We start from the raw sequence: 17933 nt of genomic DNA, 5'->3' as shown, positions 1-17933 counted from the left end.
GTAACGCCTGGCTCAACGACGAACCACCCGGGAGACACCTCATGACCAACTGGCGGATCAGGGATTTCCATTCGGCTGACCTGGACGGGATCCTGCACCTGTGGGAGACGCTCAAGGCCACGAATGTGGAGCCGGTCTACGCGCTCTCCGAGGTCCTTGCCTCGTGCGAAAAGGACCATGCCGTGGTTGCGGTGCTGGGCGAGCAGGTGGTCGGGGCGGCGGTCGGCCGCGCCGCCCACGACCAGGGCTGGATCGTCTTCCTGGCCACCCTCCCGGAATTCCGCGGCCGCGGGATCGGCTCATCGCTGCTGGCCGCCGTCGAAAACCGGATGGCGCCGCACGGGCTGAACAAGCTTTCCGCGCTCATGCCGGAATCCGAGACCCGGGTCGAGGCCTTCCTGAGCCGGGGCTTCGTGTTGAAGAAAAACCTGCGCTACTTCGAACGCAGGATCCCCGTCCAGCGCCAGGAACTAGAACCGCTGAGCCAGCTCGGCGGCCGCATCCTGGCCCGCGACCTCTGGGAAAACGTAGCCGGCATGCGCCACGAGAAGGAACTCCTGGAACGCCGCCTGGTCCTGCCGCTGGCCGAGGCCGACCTCGCCGACGAATACGGCGTGGTGCCGCCGCGCGCCGTGGTGCTGTTCGGCCCGCCCGGCACCGGCAAGACGACGTTCGCCAAGGCAATCGCCTCCCGGCTTGAGTGGCCCTTCGTCGAAGTGTTCCCCTCCCGGCTCGCCGCCGATCCGCTCGGCCTGGCCGGCGCCCTGCGCGAGACGTTCCTGGAAATCGCCGAACTGGAACACGCCGTCGTCTTTATCGACGAGGTGGAGGAGATCGCCTCGCAGCGGGCCGGTGACCCGCCATCGCCGCTGCAGGGCGTCACGAACGAACTCCTGAAAATCATTCCGGCGTTCCGGGAGCAGCCGGGCCGGCTGCTGGTCTGCGCCACCAACTTCATCCGCGCCCTGGATTCGGCGTTCCTGCGCCACGGCCGGTTCGACTATGTCATCCCGATCGGCCTGCCGGACCGGCTGGCGCGCGAGGCGATGTGGCAGCGCTTCATCCCCGCCGCGGTGGTGGACGACGTCGACATCGAGCTGCTGGTGGACCGGACCGACGGGTTCTCGCCCGCCGACATCGAGTACGCCGCGCGCAGCGCCTCCCAGCGGGCGCTGGAAAACGCCGTGTACGGCATGGACAGCGACGGCGGCGCGGTCGCCGGGGACTCCGCGTCGGTGCGGGAAGCGGCCCGCAAGGGACCGGGGACGCAGGACTACCTCGACGCGATCGCCGACACCCGGACCACGGTCAGCGCCGAAGTGCAGCAGGAGTTCCTTGAGGACATCGACCTGCTGGGCCGCGTCTAGTCCGCCTCGTCGTAGCGCAGGGTCTCGTAGTCGGTGTCGTCAGCCTCGTCGAGCTGCGCGTCGAGTTCTTCCAGTAGCCACGGGTTGACCCGGGCGAGGATCTTGCGGGTCTCCTCCACCGGGACCGCTGCGTAGAGGACCGGGCGGGCGTCGGCGTAGCGGGTCACCGGCGGCTTGTCCGGCCACTTTTCCGCCAGGGCCTGCAGCCGCTCGGGCAGGGAGAGGTGCGCGTTGTGGGCAATCTCGACCAGCGCGGCGTCGCGGTCCTCCGCAATGATGCGGGTGCCGGCCGGATAGTCGTCCGGATACTCGTGAAGGCGCCGGGTGACCCGCTCAATGATGCCGACGGTCCGTTCGGAAACGCCCATGTCCAGCAGCGCCTGGCGCGTCATCGGGGTGTCCTCCGCGATGTCATGCAGGTAGCCGGCGATCCGGATGTCCTCATCAAAGCCTTCCAGTGCATCGCCGACCGCGAGCACGTGCTCCCTGTAGGGCCGCTTGAGCTTGTCCTTTTGCCGGTCGTGGGCCACTTCGGCGAGGACTTTGGCCGTGTCGACGGTAAAGCGGGGCTGGTCGGGCGTTGGCTCGGGCATACCTCCAGCCTACTGGCCGTCAGCCGCCAGGCCGGGCCACACCCACGGCTTCCGCGGCAGGGCAGCCGGGTCGAAGGCGTCCAGCGCCTCCGCCAGGGCACCCGGCGGCAGGCCGACCGACGCCAGCAACGCATCGCGCACCCGGTCGGCACCGATGCCGGCGGCGGCGAGGTCACCGAGCGTGACGGCGCCGTCGCGCTTGGCGAGCCGCGCACCGGCCGCATTCACCACCAGGGGCACATGCGCATATTCCGGAACGGGAATATTCAAGAGCGAGGCAAGGTAGGCCTGCCGGGGCGTGGAGGGCAGCAAGTCGTCGCCCCGGACCACCTGGTCTACGCCCTGGGCGGCATCGTCGACGACGACCGCAAGGTTGTAGGCGGTGACCCCGTCGTTGCGGCGCAGGACGAAGTCGTCCACCACCCCCGTGAAGCTGCCGTGGAGCACATCCTGGACCGTGGCCTGGGTGGCGGCGGCCCGGAGCCGAATGGCGGCCGGGCGGAGGCGCCGCTTATCCTCGCGTTCGGCGGCGCTGAGGTTGCGGCACGTGCCCGGGTAGGCGCCCTGCGGGGCGTGCGGGGCGGTGGGGGCGTCCTGGATTTCACGGCGCGTGCAGAAACACTCATAGGTCATCCCGGCCGCGGTGAGCTGCGCGAGCGCCTCCGCATAGAGGTGGTCGCGGTCGGTCTGGCGGACGACGTCGCCGTCCCAGGTCACGCCCACCGCCGCCAGGTCCCGGAGCTGCTCCGCCTCGGCACCGGCCCGGGCACGGTCCAGGTCTTCCACCCGCAGCAGGAAGCGCCGGCCGGTGGACCGGGCGAAGAGCCAGGCGAGGATCGCGGTCCGAAGGTTGCCCACGTGCAGTTCGCCGGAGGGGCTGGGGGCGAAGCGTCCGGCTGAAGTCATGGCACCAGCCTATGCCGGGAAACGCAGGAGCCCCTCAGCCACCGATGACTTCGGAAATCCGACGTCGGGGGCTCAGGGGCTCCTGCCGTAAGGGTGCGGAATGACGATGCGTGAACAAGAGTCAGTCAGCGGCGGGCTCCTTGCGGGAGGCCTGGTCGGGAGTCCGGGTGGTGTGCCGGGTGGTCCGTAGCCTGCGGCTGCCGGCGGTGGCTGGCGGCCGATGTTGTCACCATTTGAGCATCGGCCCTACAGTTGGTGCAACGGGCACCGCATCGGATAGTCAGACTGACCAGTTGCAGTGCAGTCTCCTGACAGGAAGTGATCAGATTGCAGCAGCTTGATGCGACGGACCGCCGAATCCTCCTGGCCTTGGACGCCGACCCGCGGCTGCCGGTCATGGTGCTGGCCCAGCGGCTCGGCCTGGCCCGGGGCACCGTCCAGTCCCGCATGGAACGGATGACGGCGTCGGGCGCGCTGCGGCCCCACAGCAGCCGAGTGCTGCCCGCGGCGCTCGGGCGGGGGGTGGCGGCGGCGGTCAGCGCCGAACTGGACCAGAGCCACCTCAACGAAGCGATTGAGGCGCTGCGCAACATCCCGGAAGTGCTGGAGTGCCACGCCCCCGCCGGCGACACGGACCTGCTGATCCGGGTCGTGGCCACCAGCCCGGACGATCTCTACCGGGTCTCGGAGGAAATCCGGCTGTGTCCGGGCATTGCGCGGACGTCCACGAGCATGTTCCTGCGCGAGGTCATCCCCTACCGGACTACCGGCTTACTGGGCGGCTGACCGGCGGCGGCCTGCTGGGCGGCTGCCCGGGGGCTTAGACCGGAGGCCCGGTGTTGGCCTTCAGGTTTTTCATGACCAGCGTCGAGGTCAGCCGTTCGACGCCGGGCAGGGACGTCAGCTCGGCATCGTAGAACCGCTGGTAGGCCGGAAGGTCCTCGGCGATCACCTTGAGCAGGTAGTCCGGCTCACCAAACAGTCGCTGCGCCTCCACGATATTGGGGTTCTCGGCCACGCGGTTCTCGAAGATCTCCATGGTCGCCCGGTCCACCTGCCGCAGCGTCACGAAGACGATCGCCTCGAAACCGAGCCCGACGGCGGCCGGGTCGATGTCCGCGCGGTAGCCGCGGATCACCCCTGCCGACTCGAGTTCGCGGAGCCGCCGGTGGCAGGGCGCCACGGTCAGGCCCACCTTCGCGGCGAGGGCCGTCGCGGTCATCCGCCCGTCATCCCGGAGGTGCCGCAAGATATTTCTGTCGATGTGGTCGATCACGCAAGAATCTTACCCTCAGCGTGGCGATAAGGGCGAAAAAGGGGAGCACCTTCCGGCCGAAAATTCCTAGGCTTGTCCTGAAGGACCGCACCGATAGGAGACTCCCCTGGACCCGCAGCTTTTCGCCGCTTTCACCGCCGTCGCGGTGGCCCTGGCCTGCACCCCCGGCGTGGACTGGGCCTACTCGATTGCCGCCGGGCTGCGAGAACGCAGCTTCGTCCCGGCCGTGGCGGGCCTGTGCGGAGGCTACGTGGTCCACACCCTCCTGTTGGCGGCAGGGCTGGCAGCCGTGATCACCGCGCTGCCTGGCCTGCTCGGCTGGCTCACGATCGCCGGCGCCGGCTACCTGCTGTGGCTGGGCCTCACCACGGTGCGGTCCTGGCGCGGGGCCAGCTTCGGGACGGATACCGGCAGCGGGACAGCGGGCCAGGCCAGCCAGCTCCGGATCTTCCTGCAGGGCATGGGTACCAGCGGGATCAACCCCAAGGGCCTGCTCTTCTTCGTCGCCTTGGTCCCGCAATTCGTCAGCCCGAACGCCGCCCTGTCAGTCCCTGTCCAGTCCGGGCTGCTGGGCCTGACGTTCGTGCTGCTGGTGGCCGTCGTCTACACCGTCGTCGCCCTGCTGGCGCGCAGGCTCCTGCAGACCCGTCCCGGCGCCGCGCGCCGGGTGACGCTGGCCAGCGGCATCATCATGATGGCCCTCGGCCTGGCGTTGCTGGCCGAGCAGGTCGTGCCGCTGGCCGCGGAGATCGCCCGACACTAGCCCTGCGGCCTCCGCCAGGCCGGGATCATTCCCGATTCAACTGCTTCCATTCCTGCTCCCAGAGCCTGCGTTCTTCCACGTCTTTGCGGATGACCTCGAAGGTTTCGAGCTGAGCCTGCCGGCCACGCAGCCAGTCCCGGGGATTCAGTGATTTGCGGCCGTTCTCCAGGAGCAGCAAGGCGCGGTCCGTCAGGGCGTCATTCCGGAGCGCAAAATGGGTCTTTCGCCGGCGGAGGACCTCCTTAAGCGCCACCTGGGAAGCCGCAGCCGCGCCGAGGCGGCGTAGCGACCGGGCGCGGATCAGCAGCAGTGCGGCCGAGAGGTCGTCGGAGTTCAGCAGCCCCTCGGTCCAGACCGTCACTTCCTTGTCCCGGCCCAGCGCGAATGCCACAGAACAGCGTGCCAGGGCCGCGGGCAGCGACGGGGGAAGCGAGAGTACGGTTTGCAGTGCTGCTTCAAGCTGGCCCGTCTCCCGCAGGGAGTGCGAAAGCGCCAGGAACACCGCTTCCTGGCTGAAGAGAACCGGAACCTCGACGCGCTCGGCTACTTCGACCCGGGTGACCACACGGGTCAGATAGGCGGATGCGAACTGGTTGGCGTCGTCGTCGTTCCCGGTGGTGAGTCCCCGCTGGAGCAGCTCCGAGGCGCGCAGGTAGCCGCCTTGTTTGTGCGCCAGGAGCCCGGCCAGAACATAGCAAAGCCCGGTCCACCCGGGATGGGCGCGGCCCAGCGTAATCAGCCGGTTGGGGTCGGTGTTATGGAAGGCCGCCTCGTACACTGCCTTCGCCGCCTTCCCGGGCATCCGCCTGAGCCGGGGGATGGTGCCGTCCACGCTGAGCGCCCCGCCGTCCCGGCCGCCAAGGGCCGCGTGCAGGACGCTTCCGACACCGTCTGCGATGTCCCGCACCGGCGTCCGGACCTGCGCGCCGCCGTACGGGGTGAGGTCGCGGATATCGCGATAGATGGGTCCTGAGGACTGTCCGGCGCTCATCCTTCCATGCTAGTAGTGCGCCGGTGGACGCCGGTGGACGCCGGCGGAGGGGCTAACTGGCCGCCGCCACCCAGACGCCGATCACCCAGGTGCTGGCGGCGAGGCAGGCCAGCCCGAACTCTGCGACCATGCCGAGGCCGGTCGCTTTCAGCGCGGCCGCGCTGGACACCAGCGCGGGGCGCCAGGCACGGGTGCGGTGGAGCTCACTGAGCAGCAGACCGGCCGCGAAACCGACGAAGAGCCCCACCACCGGGATGAGGAACATCCCCACGACGCCGAACACCAGCGCCGTGACGACGGAACGGCTGGGGATGCTGTGCTGCTTGAGCTTCCGGCCGGTCAGCACCGCGCTGGCAGCCATTCCGGCCAGGACCAAGGCCAGGCCGACGCCGAACACCACCCAGCCCGTCGTCCCCGCACCGCCCCACAGCGCCCAGGCCAGCAGGCTCAGGGCGATCAGGATGCTGCCGGGCAGCACCGGAATGATGATGCCGGCAATGCCGACCAGGATCGCCAGGCCGCAAAGGACCGTTACAACGGTTTCGGGGTTCACCGCCCCAGTCTATGGCCGGCCCGGGTGCTGCCGCGGCTGCGGCGCCCGCCTGCGCCAACGACGACGGCGGTGCCCCCGAAACCGGGGACGCCGCCGTCGTCGTGCTGCAGCCGGTGGTTACTCCGCCTCCACCGCCGCGGCGACAGCGGCCGAGACGGCCAGCGCGACGCGGGGATCCAGCGGGCTCGGCACGATGTAGTCGGCAGAGAGCTCGTCGCCGGCCAGTTCGGCGATGGCGTTCGCCGCGGCGAGCTTCATCGCCGGCGTGATCCGGCGGGCCCCGGCGTCGAGGGCGCCACGGAAGATGCCGGGGAAGGCCAGGACGTTGTTGATCTGGTTCGGGAAGTCGCTGCGCCCGGTGGCTACGACGGCCGCGTACTTGGAGGCCACCTCCGGCAGCACCTCCGGGTCCGGGTTGGAGAGGGCGAAGACGATGGCGCTGTGGTTCATCAGCTTGAGGTGTTCCTCGTCCAGCCGGGACGAGGAGACGCCGATGAACACGTCGGCGCCCAGCAGGGCTTCGCCGGGGCCGCCGGCGACGCCGCGGGGGTTGCTGCGGGCCGCGAGCTGGGCCTTCTTGCTGGCCGGGTCCGCGGCGATGTCGGCCCGCTCGCGGTTGATCACGCCGCGGGAGTCCAGCAGCACGACGTCGTCGATCCCTGCCGCCAGCAGGATTTCCGCGACGGCGATCCCGGCGGCGCCGGCGCCGGAGACCACGACGCGCAGTCCCCCGAGCTCACGATCGGTTACTTTCGCCGCGCCGGTCAGGGCGGCGAGGACGACGACGGCGGTGCCGTGCTGGTCATCGTGCATGACCGGGCAGTCGAGGGCTTCGATCAGCTTCTCCTCGAGCTCGAAGCAGCGCGGCGCCGAAACGTCCTCGAGATTGACGGCCCCGAAGCTGGGGCGCAGCCGGACCAGCGTCTCGACGATCTCGTCGACGTCCGTGGTGTTCAGGACCAGCGGAATGGAATCCAGGTCGCCGAAGGCCTTGAACAAGGCGGACTTACCTTCCATCACCGGCAGAGAGGCGCTCGGGCCGATGTCGCCGAGGCCGAGCACGGCCGTGCCGTCGCTGACCACGACGACCAGGCGCTCGGCCCAGGTCAGGGTCCTGGCCAGCTCCGGTTCGGCGGCGATGGCGCGGCTGACCTGCGCAACACCGGGGGTGTAGGCGATGGAGAGGTCGCGCTTGCTGGCGAGCGGAACGGTACTGGCGACCGAGAGCTTCCCGCCCCGGTGGGCGGCAAAGATCTCCTCGTCACCGAGCGCAGCCACGGCCGCTTCCTCGGGTGCGTCGGTGTGGGCAGGGCGGATTGTTTCAATGGACACGTCGTTGTCTCCTGGGGCTCACCGTGGGCTACGGCACTCGGCTGCTTGGGCGCACTCGCGCGCAAGATGGTCTGTAGGGAGCCGGGGCGGCGACCCAAGGGTGTCGGGTCCGCGGCGGGGCTCCCGGAAGTGCTGGCGCTGGCGCCGCTCCGGTGCTGCCATGGTACGCGGCGCCGCCCCGGGACGACGAGTCAGCCGGACATAATCCGGTAACTGGTCTAGACCGGTGCACTGTGGCCGGGCGCCGAGACTACAGGCGCCCGCTCAGCGGGGCCCGCCCCCGGTGAGCAGCGAGCAGGCCTTCTTGAGGTCTTCCTCGGCTTCGAAGAGCGAGAGCCGCCGGGACCGGACGCCCTGCACCAGCCCGGTGACCGTGAGCAGCAGGACCCTGGAAACCGCCGGATCGCCGCTGACCACCGTGACGGCCTTCTCCGCCGTCGCGTCGATGTCGCGCAGCAGGCCGGTGGTATCCGTGTCCTTGGCGTACACCGCCCGGGTCAGGCACTGCTCCACCGCGGGCTGCATCAGGCGCATGTGGAAGATCTCCATGACCGCCCCCACCAGGGCATGCGCCGGCGCCCTGCCGCCGTCGGGCCACTCGCCAAGGCTCAGCTCGCCGAGCTGCTTGCGGTACAGGGCCAGCATGAGCTGCGTCGGCGACGGGAAGTAGCGGTACAGGGTGCCCAGCGGCACGTCCGCCTTCGCCGCGACCTCGGACAGGACCACCGAGTCCAGTCCCTTGCGGGCGAAGCCGGCCGCGACGTCGAGAATCCGCGCATAGCGACGCCGCTGCCGGGGCAGCGTGGGCGGCGGGGCCATGGGCGGGAGATCCGTGGGGAAGTCAGGCATCAGCAGCGTTCCGGGGTCGATTTTCTGGGCAGCCGGGAGGGTCAGTCCACAGCCCTGCCGCAGCGATCCCGTCCACTATACGGCACCCTGCCGGACGGTCCGCCAGTCATACGATGCCCGTCCGGGCCTAGTCCACGCCCTTGATCCGGAGCACGAAAACCGCCCCCAGCAGGCCGATCACCGCCGCCGCCAGATAGAGCGAGACGTAGCCTCCCCAGAGCGCCACAAAGGGGTAGGCGATCAGCGGGGCGATGACCTGCGGCAGGGAATTGGCGATGTTGATGACGCCCAGGTCCTTGCCCCGGTCGACGGCGGTCGGCAGCACCTGGGTGATCAGCGCGAAGTCCACGGCGAGGTAGCAGCCGAAGCCGATGCCCAGCACGGAGGCGCCGATCAGGGCGCCGGTCCAGGTCGGCGCGAAGGCGAGGATCAGGGCCGCCGCCGCGATGACGGCCGAGGAGAGCATGACGAGCGGTTTGCGCCGTCCGGTCCGGTCACTGAGCCGGCCGCCGACCACACTGGTGATGATGACCATGACGGCGTACAGACCGGTAAGGACCAGGACGCCGACCTCCGGCTCGATGCCCTGGGTGCGGCGCAGTTGGACCGCGTCGGTGAGGAAAAACAGCAGGTACAAGGTGACCATGTGGTTGCCGATATTGACCAGCAGGCGGGTCAGCCAGGCCCAAGCGAAGTCCGGGTAGCGGGCCGGGGAGATCCAGAAGCCGGCGGCGAACCGGGCCAGTTTGAACGGCGGGCGGCCGTGCGCGGGCAGCGCAACGTCGTCGTTCTTGAAGAAGTACAGCACGACGCCGGCCACCAGCGCCGCGGCGCAGAACGCGTAGCCCAGCGCGAAGTTGCCGGAGACGACGGCGGCAATCACCGCCCCGATGAGGATCCCGACCGTCTGGCCCATGGCGGCAAGCCCGCCTACGGCGCCGCGCTGCGCCACCGGCACCCGGTCCGGGATGGCTGCCGTAATCGCGGCGTAGGCGCCGTTGCAGCCGGCCTGCACGAGGCACCAGAGCACCGCCATGACGGCCACGTTCGGGGCTCCGGCGAGCGCGATGAGCGCGGCGGCCCCAAGGATGGCGCCGAAGAGGACCCACGGGACGCGGCGGCCGCGCCGGGCGGTGGTGCGGTCGCTGAGCGCGCCGAAGAGAGGGTTGGCCACGAGCGAGACGGCCGCACCCGCGCCTGTTACGAGGGCCAGGATGGCTTCCTTCCCGCCCTCGTCGAACGCGGCGGCCTGCTGGCCGAGCAGTACCTGGAGCGGGCCGAAGAACGCCGCGTTGATGCCGACGTTGACCAGGACGACGCCGGCAGTCCACACCGGGCGGACGGGCCGGTGCGGTTCGGCGAGCGCCGGCGCGGCTGTTTCAGACAGGCTCATGTGGTTCCCCCCGGAACTGGCGGCTGATGCTGGATCAGTGTGGGCCCAGACTATCGTGGGCACCACGACCAGCCGATGAGCAGAAGGGGCAGCCATGCCAGAGTCTTCGACCGATGCAGTAAACACAGCCGACCTTTTCGATGAGCGCGGCGAGGAACTGGACTCCGTGTCGGTCCAGTTCCAGTCCCTGGGCGGCCGCAGCCACTTCAGCGGCCCGGTCCGCACCATCCGCTGCTTCGAGGACAACGCCCTGGTCAAGGCCACGCTGGGCACCCCGGGCAACGGCGCGGTGCTGGTGGTCGACGGCGGCGGCTCGCTGCGCACCGCCCTGATGGGGGACCTGATCGCGGCGAGCGCCGTCGAGAACGGCTGGGCCGGCGTCGTGATTTACGGCGCCATCCGGGACCGGGTGGCCATCGCCGGGCTGCCGCTCGGGGTCAAGGCCCTGGGCAGCAACCCGCGCAAGAGCGCCAAGGCGGGCGCCGGGGAAACCGACGTCGACCTCGTCATCGACGGCGTCACCGTGCGGCCGGGCCGCCGCATCTGGTGCGACCCGGACGGGATCCTACTCGAACGCTGAGAGGGCGGCGCCGGCAGGATGCCGTGAGGTGGGACGGGCAGGAACAAAGCCGGCCGTAAGATAGTTACTGAAAGCAACCTTCCTGCTTGACCCCGCATCCCCTCCTTGGAGCAGTCATGTCCAAAACCGCCTCCCCCCGCCTGCCCGGCGAGGTCCTGACGCACCGTCAGACCATTACCGTCATGGTGGGCCTCATGCTCGGCATGTTCCTGTCCTCCCTGGACCAGACGATCGTGTCCACCTCGATCTACACCATCGCCAACGACCTGGACGGCCTCTCGCTGCAGGCCTGGGCGACGACGGCGTACCTCATCACGTCCACGGTCAGCACGCCGCTCTACGGCAAGCTCAGCGACATTTTCGGCCGGCGACCGCTCTACCTCGCCGCCATCCTGATCTTCCTGGCCGGTTCGCTCTATGCCGGCTCGGTCCACTCGATGACCGAACTCGCGGTTGCCCGCGGCATCCAGGGCATGGGCGCGGGTGGCCTGCTGGCCCTCGCGCTGACCATCATCGGCGACATCGTGGCGCTGAAGGACCGGGCCAAGTTCCAGGGCTACTTCATGTCGGTCTTCGGCATCTCCTCCGTGTTGGGTCCGGTGATCGGCGGCGCCTTTGCCGGGTCCGCGAACATCCTGGGCTTCGACGGCTGGCGCTGGGTCTTCTTCATCAACATCCCGATCGGCCTGGCCGCCCTCGCCGTCGTCTTCCTCTACCTGCACCTGCCGGCCAAGCACCTCAAGCAGAAAATCGACTACTGGGGTGCCGCGGCCATCACCCTGGCGATCGTCCCGCTGCTCCTCGTCGCCGAACAAGGCCGCACCTGGGGCTGGACCTCCGCCGAAGCCTTCCTCTGCTACGGGCTCGGCGCCGTCGGCATCATCGCGTTCCTGCTGGCCGAGAAGCGCGCCGGCGACTACGCCCTGATCCCCCTCAGGCTGTTCCGGAACGCCACCTTCGGGCTCTCCTCGCTGCTGAACTTCATCATCGGCGTCGGCATGTTCGGTGCCATCGCGATGCTGCCGATGTACCTGCAGCTGGTCAAGGGCCTCACCCCCACCGAGGCGGGCCTGATGATGATCACCTTCACGGTGGGCATCCTGACCGGATCCATCACCGCCGGCCGGACCATCTCGGCGTCGGGTACCTACCGGATCTTCCCGATCCTGGGCACCGCCGTGCTGACCGCGGCCGCCGTCGTGATGGGGCTCTCGCTGGGCGTCGACACGCCGCTCTGGGTCCCCGGCGCGATTGCCGTGTTCTTCGGCCTCGGCCTGGGCTTCTGCATGCAGCCGCTCACCCTCGCCATGCAGGTCTCGGTGCCGGCCAAGGACATGGGCGTAGGCACCTCCTCCGCCGCTTTCTTCCGCTCCATGGGCGGCGCGGTGGGCACCGCCGTGTTCATTTCGATGCTCTTCAGCCTCGCGGCGGACAAGATCGCCGCCGGGATGAAAGCCGCGGCGCAGAACGCGGACTACCTCAAGGTGCTCAAGGACCCGGCCGTCGCCGCGGACCCCGCGAACGCCCAGCTGTACGAGTTCTTCAAGAACGGCGCCAGCAACGACTCGCTGAACGATACGAGCTGGCTGCACACCGCAAACGCCAGCCTGACCCGGCCGATCACCGAGGGTTTCGCCCAGTCGATCGACGCCGTGATGCTCACCGCCGCGGTGCTGACCGGCGTCGCTTTCCTGATCAGTTTCGCGCTGCCAAACAAGAAGCTCACCGATCCGAAAGCCGCCGCCAAGGAGCCGGTCGCGGCCCACTAGCCGAACTGTAAGCTTGCTCTCATTTTGTGGCGGTGTGACAAGCGCCGCGTCGACGGCGGTGTAAGACTGGGTAGTTGCGGCGCGAGCCGCAGACCACGAATTGCCGAGGGAGCCATATGACCACCACCCAGGACCAGACCGCTGCCAAGATCCCCAAACGGGTGATCTGGCTGGCCGTGGCGGGGGCCGTCGGCGGCTTCCTCTTCGGCTTCGACTCCTCCGTCGTCAACGGAGCGGTCGACGCCATCAAGGACGAATTCGCCCTCAGTGAGGCCGTGACCGGCTCCGCCGTCGCCGTGGCCCTGCTGGGCTGCGCGGCCGGCGCGTACATGGCCGGCAAGATCGCGGACCGCTACGGCCGGATCCCCGCCATGAAGATCGGCGCCCTGCTGTTCCTCGTCAGCGCCTTCGGGACCGGCTTCGCCTTCGGCGTCTGGGACCGGATTTTCTGGCGCCTCGTCGGCGGCCTGGGCATCGGGCTCGCCTCGGTGATCGCCCCGGCGTACATCTCCGAGATCTCGCCGCGGCACGTGCGCGGCCGCCTTGCATCGCTGCAGCAGCTGGCCATCACCACCGGTATTTTCGCGGCCCTGCTCTCCGACGCCTTGTTCGCCAACTTCGCCGGCGGCGCCGACCAGAACCTGTGGTTCGGCGTCGAGGCCTGGCGCTGGATGTTCATCGCCGGCGCCGTCCCCGCCGTCGTCTACGGCTGGATCGCCTTCACGCTGCCCGAGTCCCCGCGGTTCCTCGTGGTCCAGGGCAAGGACGAGGAGGCCCTCAAGGTCTTCCGGTCGATCGCCCCGGACGACGACACCGACCGCCACCTCCGCGACATCAAGACGGCCATCGAGGAGGACAAACTCGCCGGCCAGAAGGGCTCGCTGCGCGGCAAGGCCCTGGGCCTGCAGCCGGTGGTCTGGATCGGCATCATCCTCTCGGTGCTGCAGCAGTTTGTCGGCATCAACGTGATTTTCTACTACTCCACGACGCTCTGGAAGGCCGTCGGGTTCCAGGAGAAGGACTCGCTCACGATCTCCGTGGCCACCTCGGTCACGAACATCCTGGTCACCCTCGTGGCCATCGCGCTGGTGGACCGGATCGGCCGCCGCCCAATCCTGCTGGCCGGTTCGGTCGGCATGGCCGCCTCGCTGGCGACGATGGCGCTGGCCTTCGGTTCCGCCACCGGATCCGGCGAGAACATCACGCTCCCGGGCGCCTGGGGACCGGCCGCCCTAGTGGCCGCGAACGTCTTCGTGATCAGCTTCGGCGCGTCCTGGGGCCCGCTGGTCTGGGTCTTGCTCGGCGAGATCTTCCCGTCGCGGATCCGTGCCCGCGCCCTGGGCCTGGCCGCGGCCGCCCAGTGGATCGCCAACTTCGCCATCACGCTGAGCTTCCCGGTCATGGCGGCGGCCTCGCTGCCGCTGACCTACGCCATGTACGCCCTGTTCGCGGCGGCGTCGTTCTTCTTCGTGATGTTCAAGGTCCCGGAGACGAACGGCATGGCGCTGGAGCACGCGGAGACGCTGTTCGTGCCGAAGGGTTCCGCCAAGAAGTAGGAAGGCGCGAACGTACACTTGAGGCCCTTGTTTCCGCGGAAACAAGGGCCTCAAGTGTACGTTCGCGCTGTGGTTCGCGCTTTCTGCGGGTTAGACCAGGTGCGGCTCGTGCGCCGTGAGGTACCGGCGGCCGCCGAGGACCACCGCGACCGCCAGCGCCATGGCGGCGGCTGCGGCGAAGAACGGCACCTGGGGCCCGAAGTGCTCGCCGAGCTGCGCAGCGGCGAACGGGGCCAGCGCGCCGCCCATCCAGCGGACGAAGTTGTAGCCCGCGGAGGCCACCGGCCGGGGCGAATCCGAGACGCCCATGGCCAGTTCGGTGTAGATCGTGTTGTTGATCCCCAACAGCGCACCGGAGGCCACCACCAGGACGACGACGGCGGGCACCGAGTGCCCGGCGGCCAGGCCGAGGCCCACCAGGTCCAGGAGCAGCAGCCCCAGGGTGCCGCCGAGGACCTTGACCGCGCCGAAACGACGCTGCAGCGCCGGGGCGACGAAGACGGAGAACACGGCCACGGCGACACCCCAGCCGAAGAACACGCCGCCGATCCCGTAGGCATCCATGCCCAGGATGAACGGGGTGAAGGCGAGGATGGTGAAGAAACCGTAGTTATAGAACAGGCCGCTGGCCGCGGTCGTCCGCAGTCCCCGGTGGCCCAGGGCCAGCAGCGGATCGCGAAGCCGGACCTTCCGGGCCGGCAGCGGAGTCCTGGGCAGCAGGGCGATCAGCGCGATGAAGGCCGAGGCCATGAGCACGGCGGTTCCGAAGAACGGAGCGCGCCACTGCCAGCCGCCCAGCAGGGCGCCCAGGAGCGGGCCCAGGGAGATGCCCAGGCCGAGCGCCGCCTCGTAGAGGATGATCGCGGTCCCGGCGCCGCCGCTCGCGACGCCGACGATCACGGCCAGCGCGGTGGCGACGAACAGCGCGTTGCCCAGCCCCCAGCCGGCGCGGAAGCCGACCAGTTCGCCGACGCTGCCGGAGAGGCCGGACAAGGAGGCGAACACCACGATGATGGCCAGGCCGGCCAGCAGGGTGCGTTTGCCGCCGATCCGGGAGGAGACGAAGCCGGTGATCAGCATGGCGATGGCGGTGACCATGAAGTAGCTGGTGAACAGCAGCGACACCTCGCTGGGGGTCGCCTCGAGGTTCTTGGCAATTGCGGGCAGGATGGGGTCGACCAGGCCGATCCCCATGAAGGCGAAGACCGCGGCGAGGGCCGTGGCCCAGACCGCCTTGGGCTGCCTGAGGAGGGAGGCCTTCTCGGCCTCGAGGGTTGATGCGGCTTCGGGCGCGGGGGCCGTGAGCTGGCCGTCCATGAAGGATGCTCCTAAGTGTTGTGGTGTGTTGGGGCTGGGGGCGGGTGCTGCCGGCGGGCCGGTCAGGGCTGAAGCGAGGCGTTGATCTTGCCGACCACCGGCAGGGCGGCGGCGAGGGCGGCGCGTTCGGCCTCCGTGAGGGAGCCCAGGATTCCCGCCATGACCGCGTTGCGGCGCGCGTTGGCGGATTCGACGGCGGCAAGGCCGTCCGCCGTCAGCGTGACGAGCACGGCGCGGGAATCCGCCGGATCAGCTTCCCGACGGACCAGTCCGGCCCGCTCCAGCTTGATGATCTGTTCGGTGGCGCTGGGGACCTTGACGCCGAGGTTGCGGGCGATTTCACCCACCCGCGCACCACCGGCGTCGGCCGGCTCCAGCAGCATCTTGAGCGTGCTGAGCTGGGCGGCGCTGAGTTCGCCGTCGGCGTCGAGCCGGCGCACCAGGTAAATGCTGTGGCGCAGGGCCTCCCGGAAATCCCCGGCGAGGGCCAGCAGGCCGGCGTCGGGCAGCTGTTCTTCAGTCATACTTAGGGAGCCTAACAGTTAGGTGCCCTAAGAGTCAACGGGCGCCCGGCTCCTCCAGCAGCAGCTTCATGCCCTCGTGGCTGGCCGAGAAGCCCAGCCGTTCATAGAAGCGGCGGGCAGCGGTCCGGGATTTATCCGTGGTCAGCTGCACCAGCGAACAGTCCCGGCGCCGGGCTTCCCCGAGCGCCCAGTCCACCATCGCGGCGCCCACCCCTTGGCCCCGCAGCTCGCCGGCAACCCGGACGGCCTCGAGCTGGGCGCGCCACGAGCCGCGGCGGGAGAGGCCCGGCAGGAAGCTGAGCTGGAAGGTGGCCACGACCCGGGGTTCGGAGCCGTCAGACGGGGCCAGGTCGCCCACCAGCAGCAGGTGGGCGGGATCGGCGTCGATCGCGGCGAACGCCCGCTCGTACGGCGCCAGATCAGCCGCGTCCTCGCGCGCGGAACCCAGCTGGTCGTCGGCGAGCAGCCGGAGAATGGCCGGCAGGTCCGCCCGGTGCGCGCGGCGCAGCCGGAACGTCCCGGCGTCGACGCCGAATGTTAGCAGTGCGGCCTGGTCCGCCGAAGTGGAAGTCACCCGCCCAGCCTGCCATGACGCGGCGCCGGGCGGCCGATATCGCACCACGATTTCCGACCCTGTACCTTGGAAAGGCTGATTTGTAACCGCCGTCACCTTCGGCGGACCACACAAAGGATTGTTGACATGCCCGAACAGACAACCGCGGAGCAGCGAACTGCCTCCAGCCGGGACACCGAGCCCCACCTCGCACGCTCGTTGAGCAACCGGCACATCCAGCTGCTGGCCATCGGTGGCGCCATCGGCACCGGCCTCTTCATGGGCTCCGGCAAGACCATTTCAGTTGCCGGGCCCTCCGTGATCTTCGTGTACATGATCATCGGCTTCATGCTGTTCTTCGTCATGCGCGCCATGGGCCAACTGCTGCTCTCCAACCTGAACTACAAGTCCTTCAGCGACTTCGCCGGCGACCTGCTGGGGCCCTGGGCCGGCTTCTTCACCGGCTGGACCTACTGGTTCTGCTGGGTGGTCACCGGCGTGGCGGACGTGATCGCGATCGCCGGCTACGCCGAGCAGCTCTGGCCGGGCATCCAGCTGTGGATCCCGGGCATCGCGACCATCATCATCCTGCTCCTGCTCAACCTCCCCACCGTCAAAGCCTTTGGCGAGACCGAGTTCTGGTTCGCGCTGATCAAGATCGTGGCGATCGTCGCGCTGATCGCCGTCGGCCTGGTCATGATCTTCACCGGCTTCCAGTCCAACGCCGGCACCGCCAGCTTCAGCAACCTGTGGAGCCACGGCGGCTTCTTCCCCAAGGAGTTCATGGGCTTCGTGGCAGGGTTCCAGATCGCCGTGTTCGCGTTCGTGGGCATTGAGCTGGTGGGCACCGCCGCCGCGGAGACCAAGAACCCCGAGCACAACCTCCCGCGCGCCATCAACGCCATCCCGCTGCGCGTCATGCTGTTCTACGTCGGCGCCCTGATCATCCTGATGTCCGTCACCCCGTGGACCGGCTTCAAGGCCGGCCAGAGCCCGTTCATCGCCATGTTCTCCCTCGCGGGCCTCGGCATGGCCGCCACGGTGGTGAACCTGGTGGTGCTGACCTCGGCCATGTCCTCGGCCAACTCCGGCATCTACTCGACCTCGCGGATGGTCTACGGCCTGGCCAACGACGGCGACGCCCCCAAGATCTTCGGCCGGCTGTCCAGCCGCAAGGTCCCGCAGAACGCCCTGTTCCTCTCCTGCGTGCTGCTGCTCGCCGGCGTCGTCCTGCTCTACGCGGGCAAGGACGTGGGCACCGCGTTCGACATGGTCACCACCGTCTCCGCGGTCTGCTTCATGTTCGTCTGGAGCATCATCCTGGCCAGTTACCTGGTCTACCGGAAGCGCCGGCCGGAGCTGCACGCGGCCTCGACGTTCAAGATGCCCGGCGGCGTGCCGATGGTGTGGGTGGTGTTCGCGTTCTTCGCCTTCCTGGTCTGGGCGCTGACCACCCAGCCGGACACCCTCGTCGCACTGCTGGTCACCCCGCTCTGGTTCGCGGTCCTGGGCGTGGCGTTCGCCGTCGTCCGCCGCTCCCCGCTGCACCAGGCGCGCGTTGCCGAGTGGAAGGCCATGGCCGACGCCGAAACGGCCGCCGCCCGTTCCTGA

Annotated in this window: 18 protein-coding genes; 7 read left to right on the top strand and 11 right to left on the bottom strand. The window is 69.2% G+C overall.

The window, feature by feature from the left end; all coding sequences use genetic code 11:
* The first annotated feature begins 41 nt into the window (after positions 1-41).
* Positions 42-1367 (top strand): ATP-binding protein, encoded by a 1326-nt coding sequence (locus ASG71_RS03335; protein WP_056737044.1) that lies wholly within the window; start codon positions 42-44, stop codon positions 1365-1367.
* On the opposite strand, the gene ASG71_RS03330 is transcribed toward ASG71_RS03335, so the two are convergent.
* Together ASG71_RS03330 and gluQRS are read right to left on the bottom strand one after the other, a co-directional pair.
* A complete protein-coding gene (locus tag ASG71_RS03330) occupies positions 1364-1960 on the bottom strand; it encodes an HD domain-containing protein (protein ID WP_056737042.1) in 597 nt (198 codons plus the stop codon). The two genes, ASG71_RS03335 and ASG71_RS03330, sit on opposite strands and share 4 nt — an antisense overlap.
* 9 nt (positions 1961-1969) lie before the next feature.
* Positions 1970-2866, bottom strand: a complete 897-nt coding sequence (gene gluQRS / locus ASG71_RS03325; RefSeq protein ID WP_056737040.1) for a tRNA glutamyl-Q(34) synthetase GluQRS — start codon at positions 2864-2866, stop codon at positions 1970-1972.
* Between the two features lie 327 nt (positions 2867-3193).
* Here gluQRS and ASG71_RS03320 point away from each other — a divergent pair, with 327 nt between their 5' ends.
* Complete coding sequence (locus ASG71_RS03320) at positions 3194-3652, top strand: Lrp/AsnC family transcriptional regulator (RefSeq protein WP_200947921.1); 459 nt, start codon at positions 3194-3196, stop codon at positions 3650-3652.
* 34 nt (positions 3653-3686) lie between these two features.
* On the opposite strand, the gene ASG71_RS03315 is transcribed toward ASG71_RS03320, so the two are convergent.
* Positions 3687-4142: an Lrp/AsnC family transcriptional regulator gene (locus tag ASG71_RS03315; protein ID WP_082574786.1), complete on the bottom strand. Its 456-nt coding sequence runs from the start codon at positions 4140-4142 to the stop codon at positions 3687-3689.
* 106 nt (positions 4143-4248) lie between these two features.
* Between ASG71_RS03315 and ASG71_RS03310 the strand changes: the two genes are divergently transcribed.
* Positions 4249-4905 carry a LysE family translocator gene (locus tag ASG71_RS03310; RefSeq protein WP_056737033.1) on the top strand — a complete coding sequence of 219 codons (657 nt, stop codon included), beginning with the start codon at positions 4249-4251 and terminating at the stop codon, positions 4903-4905.
* A gap of 25 nt (positions 4906-4930) precedes the next feature.
* Here the strand turns inward: ASG71_RS03310 and ASG71_RS03305 are convergent, their stop codons facing one another.
* The 5 genes from ASG71_RS03305 to ASG71_RS03285 form a co-directional block, all read right to left on the bottom strand.
* Entirely contained in the window at positions 4931-5896 is a 966-nt protein-coding gene (locus ASG71_RS03305; RefSeq protein ID WP_056737031.1) for a hypothetical protein, read from the bottom strand.
* A 52-nt stretch (positions 5897-5948) separates the two neighbouring features.
* Positions 5949-6449, bottom strand: coding sequence for a DUF456 domain-containing protein (locus ASG71_RS03300; RefSeq protein WP_056737029.1), 501 nt, complete (start codon positions 6447-6449; stop codon positions 5949-5951).
* A 117-nt stretch (positions 6450-6566) separates the two neighbouring features.
* Entirely contained in the window at positions 6567-7781 is a 1215-nt protein-coding gene (locus ASG71_RS03295; RefSeq protein ID WP_056737026.1) for an NADP-dependent malic enzyme, read from the bottom strand.
* 264 nt (positions 7782-8045) lie between these two features.
* Positions 8046-8630 carry a TetR/AcrR family transcriptional regulator gene (locus tag ASG71_RS03290; protein WP_056737025.1) on the bottom strand — a complete coding sequence of 195 codons (585 nt, stop codon included), beginning with the start codon at positions 8628-8630 and terminating at the stop codon, positions 8046-8048.
* 127 nt (positions 8631-8757) lie between these two features.
* Positions 8758-10023, bottom strand: a complete 1266-nt coding sequence (locus ASG71_RS03285) for an MFS transporter (protein WP_056737023.1) — start codon at positions 10021-10023, stop codon at positions 8758-8760.
* Between the two features lie 94 nt (positions 10024-10117).
* On the opposite strand from ASG71_RS03285, the gene rraA reads away from it, so the two are divergent.
* The 3 genes from rraA to ASG71_RS03270 all read left to right on the top strand — a co-directional run bounded on the left by rraA (position 10118) and on the right by ASG71_RS03270 (position 13928).
* Entirely contained in the window at positions 10118-10603 is a 486-nt protein-coding gene (rraA, locus tag ASG71_RS03280; protein WP_056737021.1) for a ribonuclease E activity regulator RraA, read from the top strand.
* Positions 10604-10719: 116 nt separating this feature from the next.
* Entirely contained in the window at positions 10720-12372 is a 1653-nt protein-coding gene (locus ASG71_RS03275) for an MDR family MFS transporter (protein WP_056737019.1), read from the top strand.
* Positions 12373-12488: 116 nt separating this feature from the next.
* Positions 12489-13928: a sugar porter family MFS transporter gene (locus ASG71_RS03270; RefSeq protein WP_056737017.1), complete on the top strand. Its 1440-nt coding sequence runs from the start codon at positions 12489-12491 to the stop codon at positions 13926-13928.
* A 90-nt stretch (positions 13929-14018) separates the two neighbouring features.
* Here the strand turns inward: ASG71_RS03270 and ASG71_RS03265 are convergent, their stop codons facing one another.
* The 3 genes from ASG71_RS03265 to ASG71_RS03255 all read right to left on the bottom strand — a co-directional run bounded on the left by ASG71_RS03265 (position 14019) and on the right by ASG71_RS03255 (position 16343).
* Positions 14019-15245, bottom strand: coding sequence for an MFS transporter (locus ASG71_RS03265; RefSeq protein ID WP_056737015.1), 1227 nt, complete (start codon positions 15243-15245; stop codon positions 14019-14021).
* 62 nt (positions 15246-15307) lie between these two features.
* The gene (locus tag ASG71_RS03260; protein ID WP_056737012.1) at positions 15308-15769 is read right to left on the bottom strand and encodes a MarR family winged helix-turn-helix transcriptional regulator; all 462 of its coding nucleotides are present in this window, start codon (positions 15767-15769) and stop codon (positions 15308-15310) included.
* 34 nt (positions 15770-15803) lie between these two features.
* Positions 15804-16343 (bottom strand): GNAT family N-acetyltransferase, encoded by a 540-nt coding sequence (locus ASG71_RS03255; protein WP_056737010.1) that lies wholly within the window; start codon positions 16341-16343, stop codon positions 15804-15806.
* A gap of 126 nt (positions 16344-16469) precedes the next feature.
* Between ASG71_RS03255 and cycA the strand changes: the two genes are divergently transcribed.
* Complete coding sequence (gene cycA, locus ASG71_RS03250) at positions 16470-17933, top strand: D-serine/D-alanine/glycine transporter (protein WP_056737009.1); 1464 nt, start codon at positions 16470-16472, stop codon at positions 17931-17933.

It is taken from the genome of Arthrobacter sp. Soil763, from assembly GCF_001428365.1.
In the GTDB taxonomy this organism is placed as follows: Bacteria; Actinomycetota; Actinomycetes; order Actinomycetales; family Micrococcaceae; genus Arthrobacter.
The sequence above is the reverse complement of the archived record's forward strand: the minus strand, read 5'-3'. Positions and strand labels throughout refer to the sequence as shown.

Excerpts from the sequence above, each read along its gene's own strand:
- gluQRS (WP_056737040.1), bottom strand. The coding sequence starts at position 2,866 with ATGACTTCAGCCGGACGCTTCGCCCCCAGCCCCTCCGGCGAACTGCAC.
- ASG71_RS03275 (WP_056737019.1), top strand. The coding sequence starts at position 10,720 with ATGTCCAAAACCGCCTCCCCCCGCCTGCCCGGCGAGGTCCTGACGCAC.
- ASG71_RS03335 (WP_056737044.1), top strand. The coding sequence starts at position 42 with ATGACCAACTGGCGGATCAGGGATTTCCATTCGGCTGACCTGGACGGG.
- ASG71_RS03285 (WP_056737023.1), bottom strand. The coding sequence starts at position 10,023 with ATGAGCCTGTCTGAAACAGCCGCGCCGGCGCTCGCCGAACCGCACCGG.
- rraA (WP_056737021.1), top strand. The coding sequence starts at position 10,118 with ATGCCAGAGTCTTCGACCGATGCAGTAAACACAGCCGACCTTTTCGAT.
- ASG71_RS03270 (WP_056737017.1), top strand. The coding sequence starts at position 12,489 with ATGACCACCACCCAGGACCAGACCGCTGCCAAGATCCCCAAACGGGTG.
- ASG71_RS03265 (WP_056737015.1), bottom strand. The coding sequence starts at position 15,245 with ATGGACGGCCAGCTCACGGCCCCCGCGCCCGAAGCCGCATCAACCCTC.
- ASG71_RS03305 (WP_056737031.1), bottom strand. The coding sequence starts at position 5,896 with ATGAGCGCCGGACAGTCCTCAGGACCCATCTATCGCGATATCCGCGAC.
- ASG71_RS03330 (WP_056737042.1), bottom strand. The coding sequence starts at position 1,960 with ATGCCCGAGCCAACGCCCGACCAGCCCCGCTTTACCGTCGACACGGCC.
- cycA (WP_056737009.1), top strand. The coding sequence starts at position 16,470 with ATGCCCGAACAGACAACCGCGGAGCAGCGAACTGCCTCCAGCCGGGAC.
- ASG71_RS03260 (WP_056737012.1), bottom strand. The coding sequence starts at position 15,769 with ATGACTGAAGAACAGCTGCCCGACGCCGGCCTGCTGGCCCTCGCCGGG.
- ASG71_RS03290 (WP_056737025.1), bottom strand. The coding sequence starts at position 8,630 with ATGCCTGACTTCCCCACGGATCTCCCGCCCATGGCCCCGCCGCCCACG.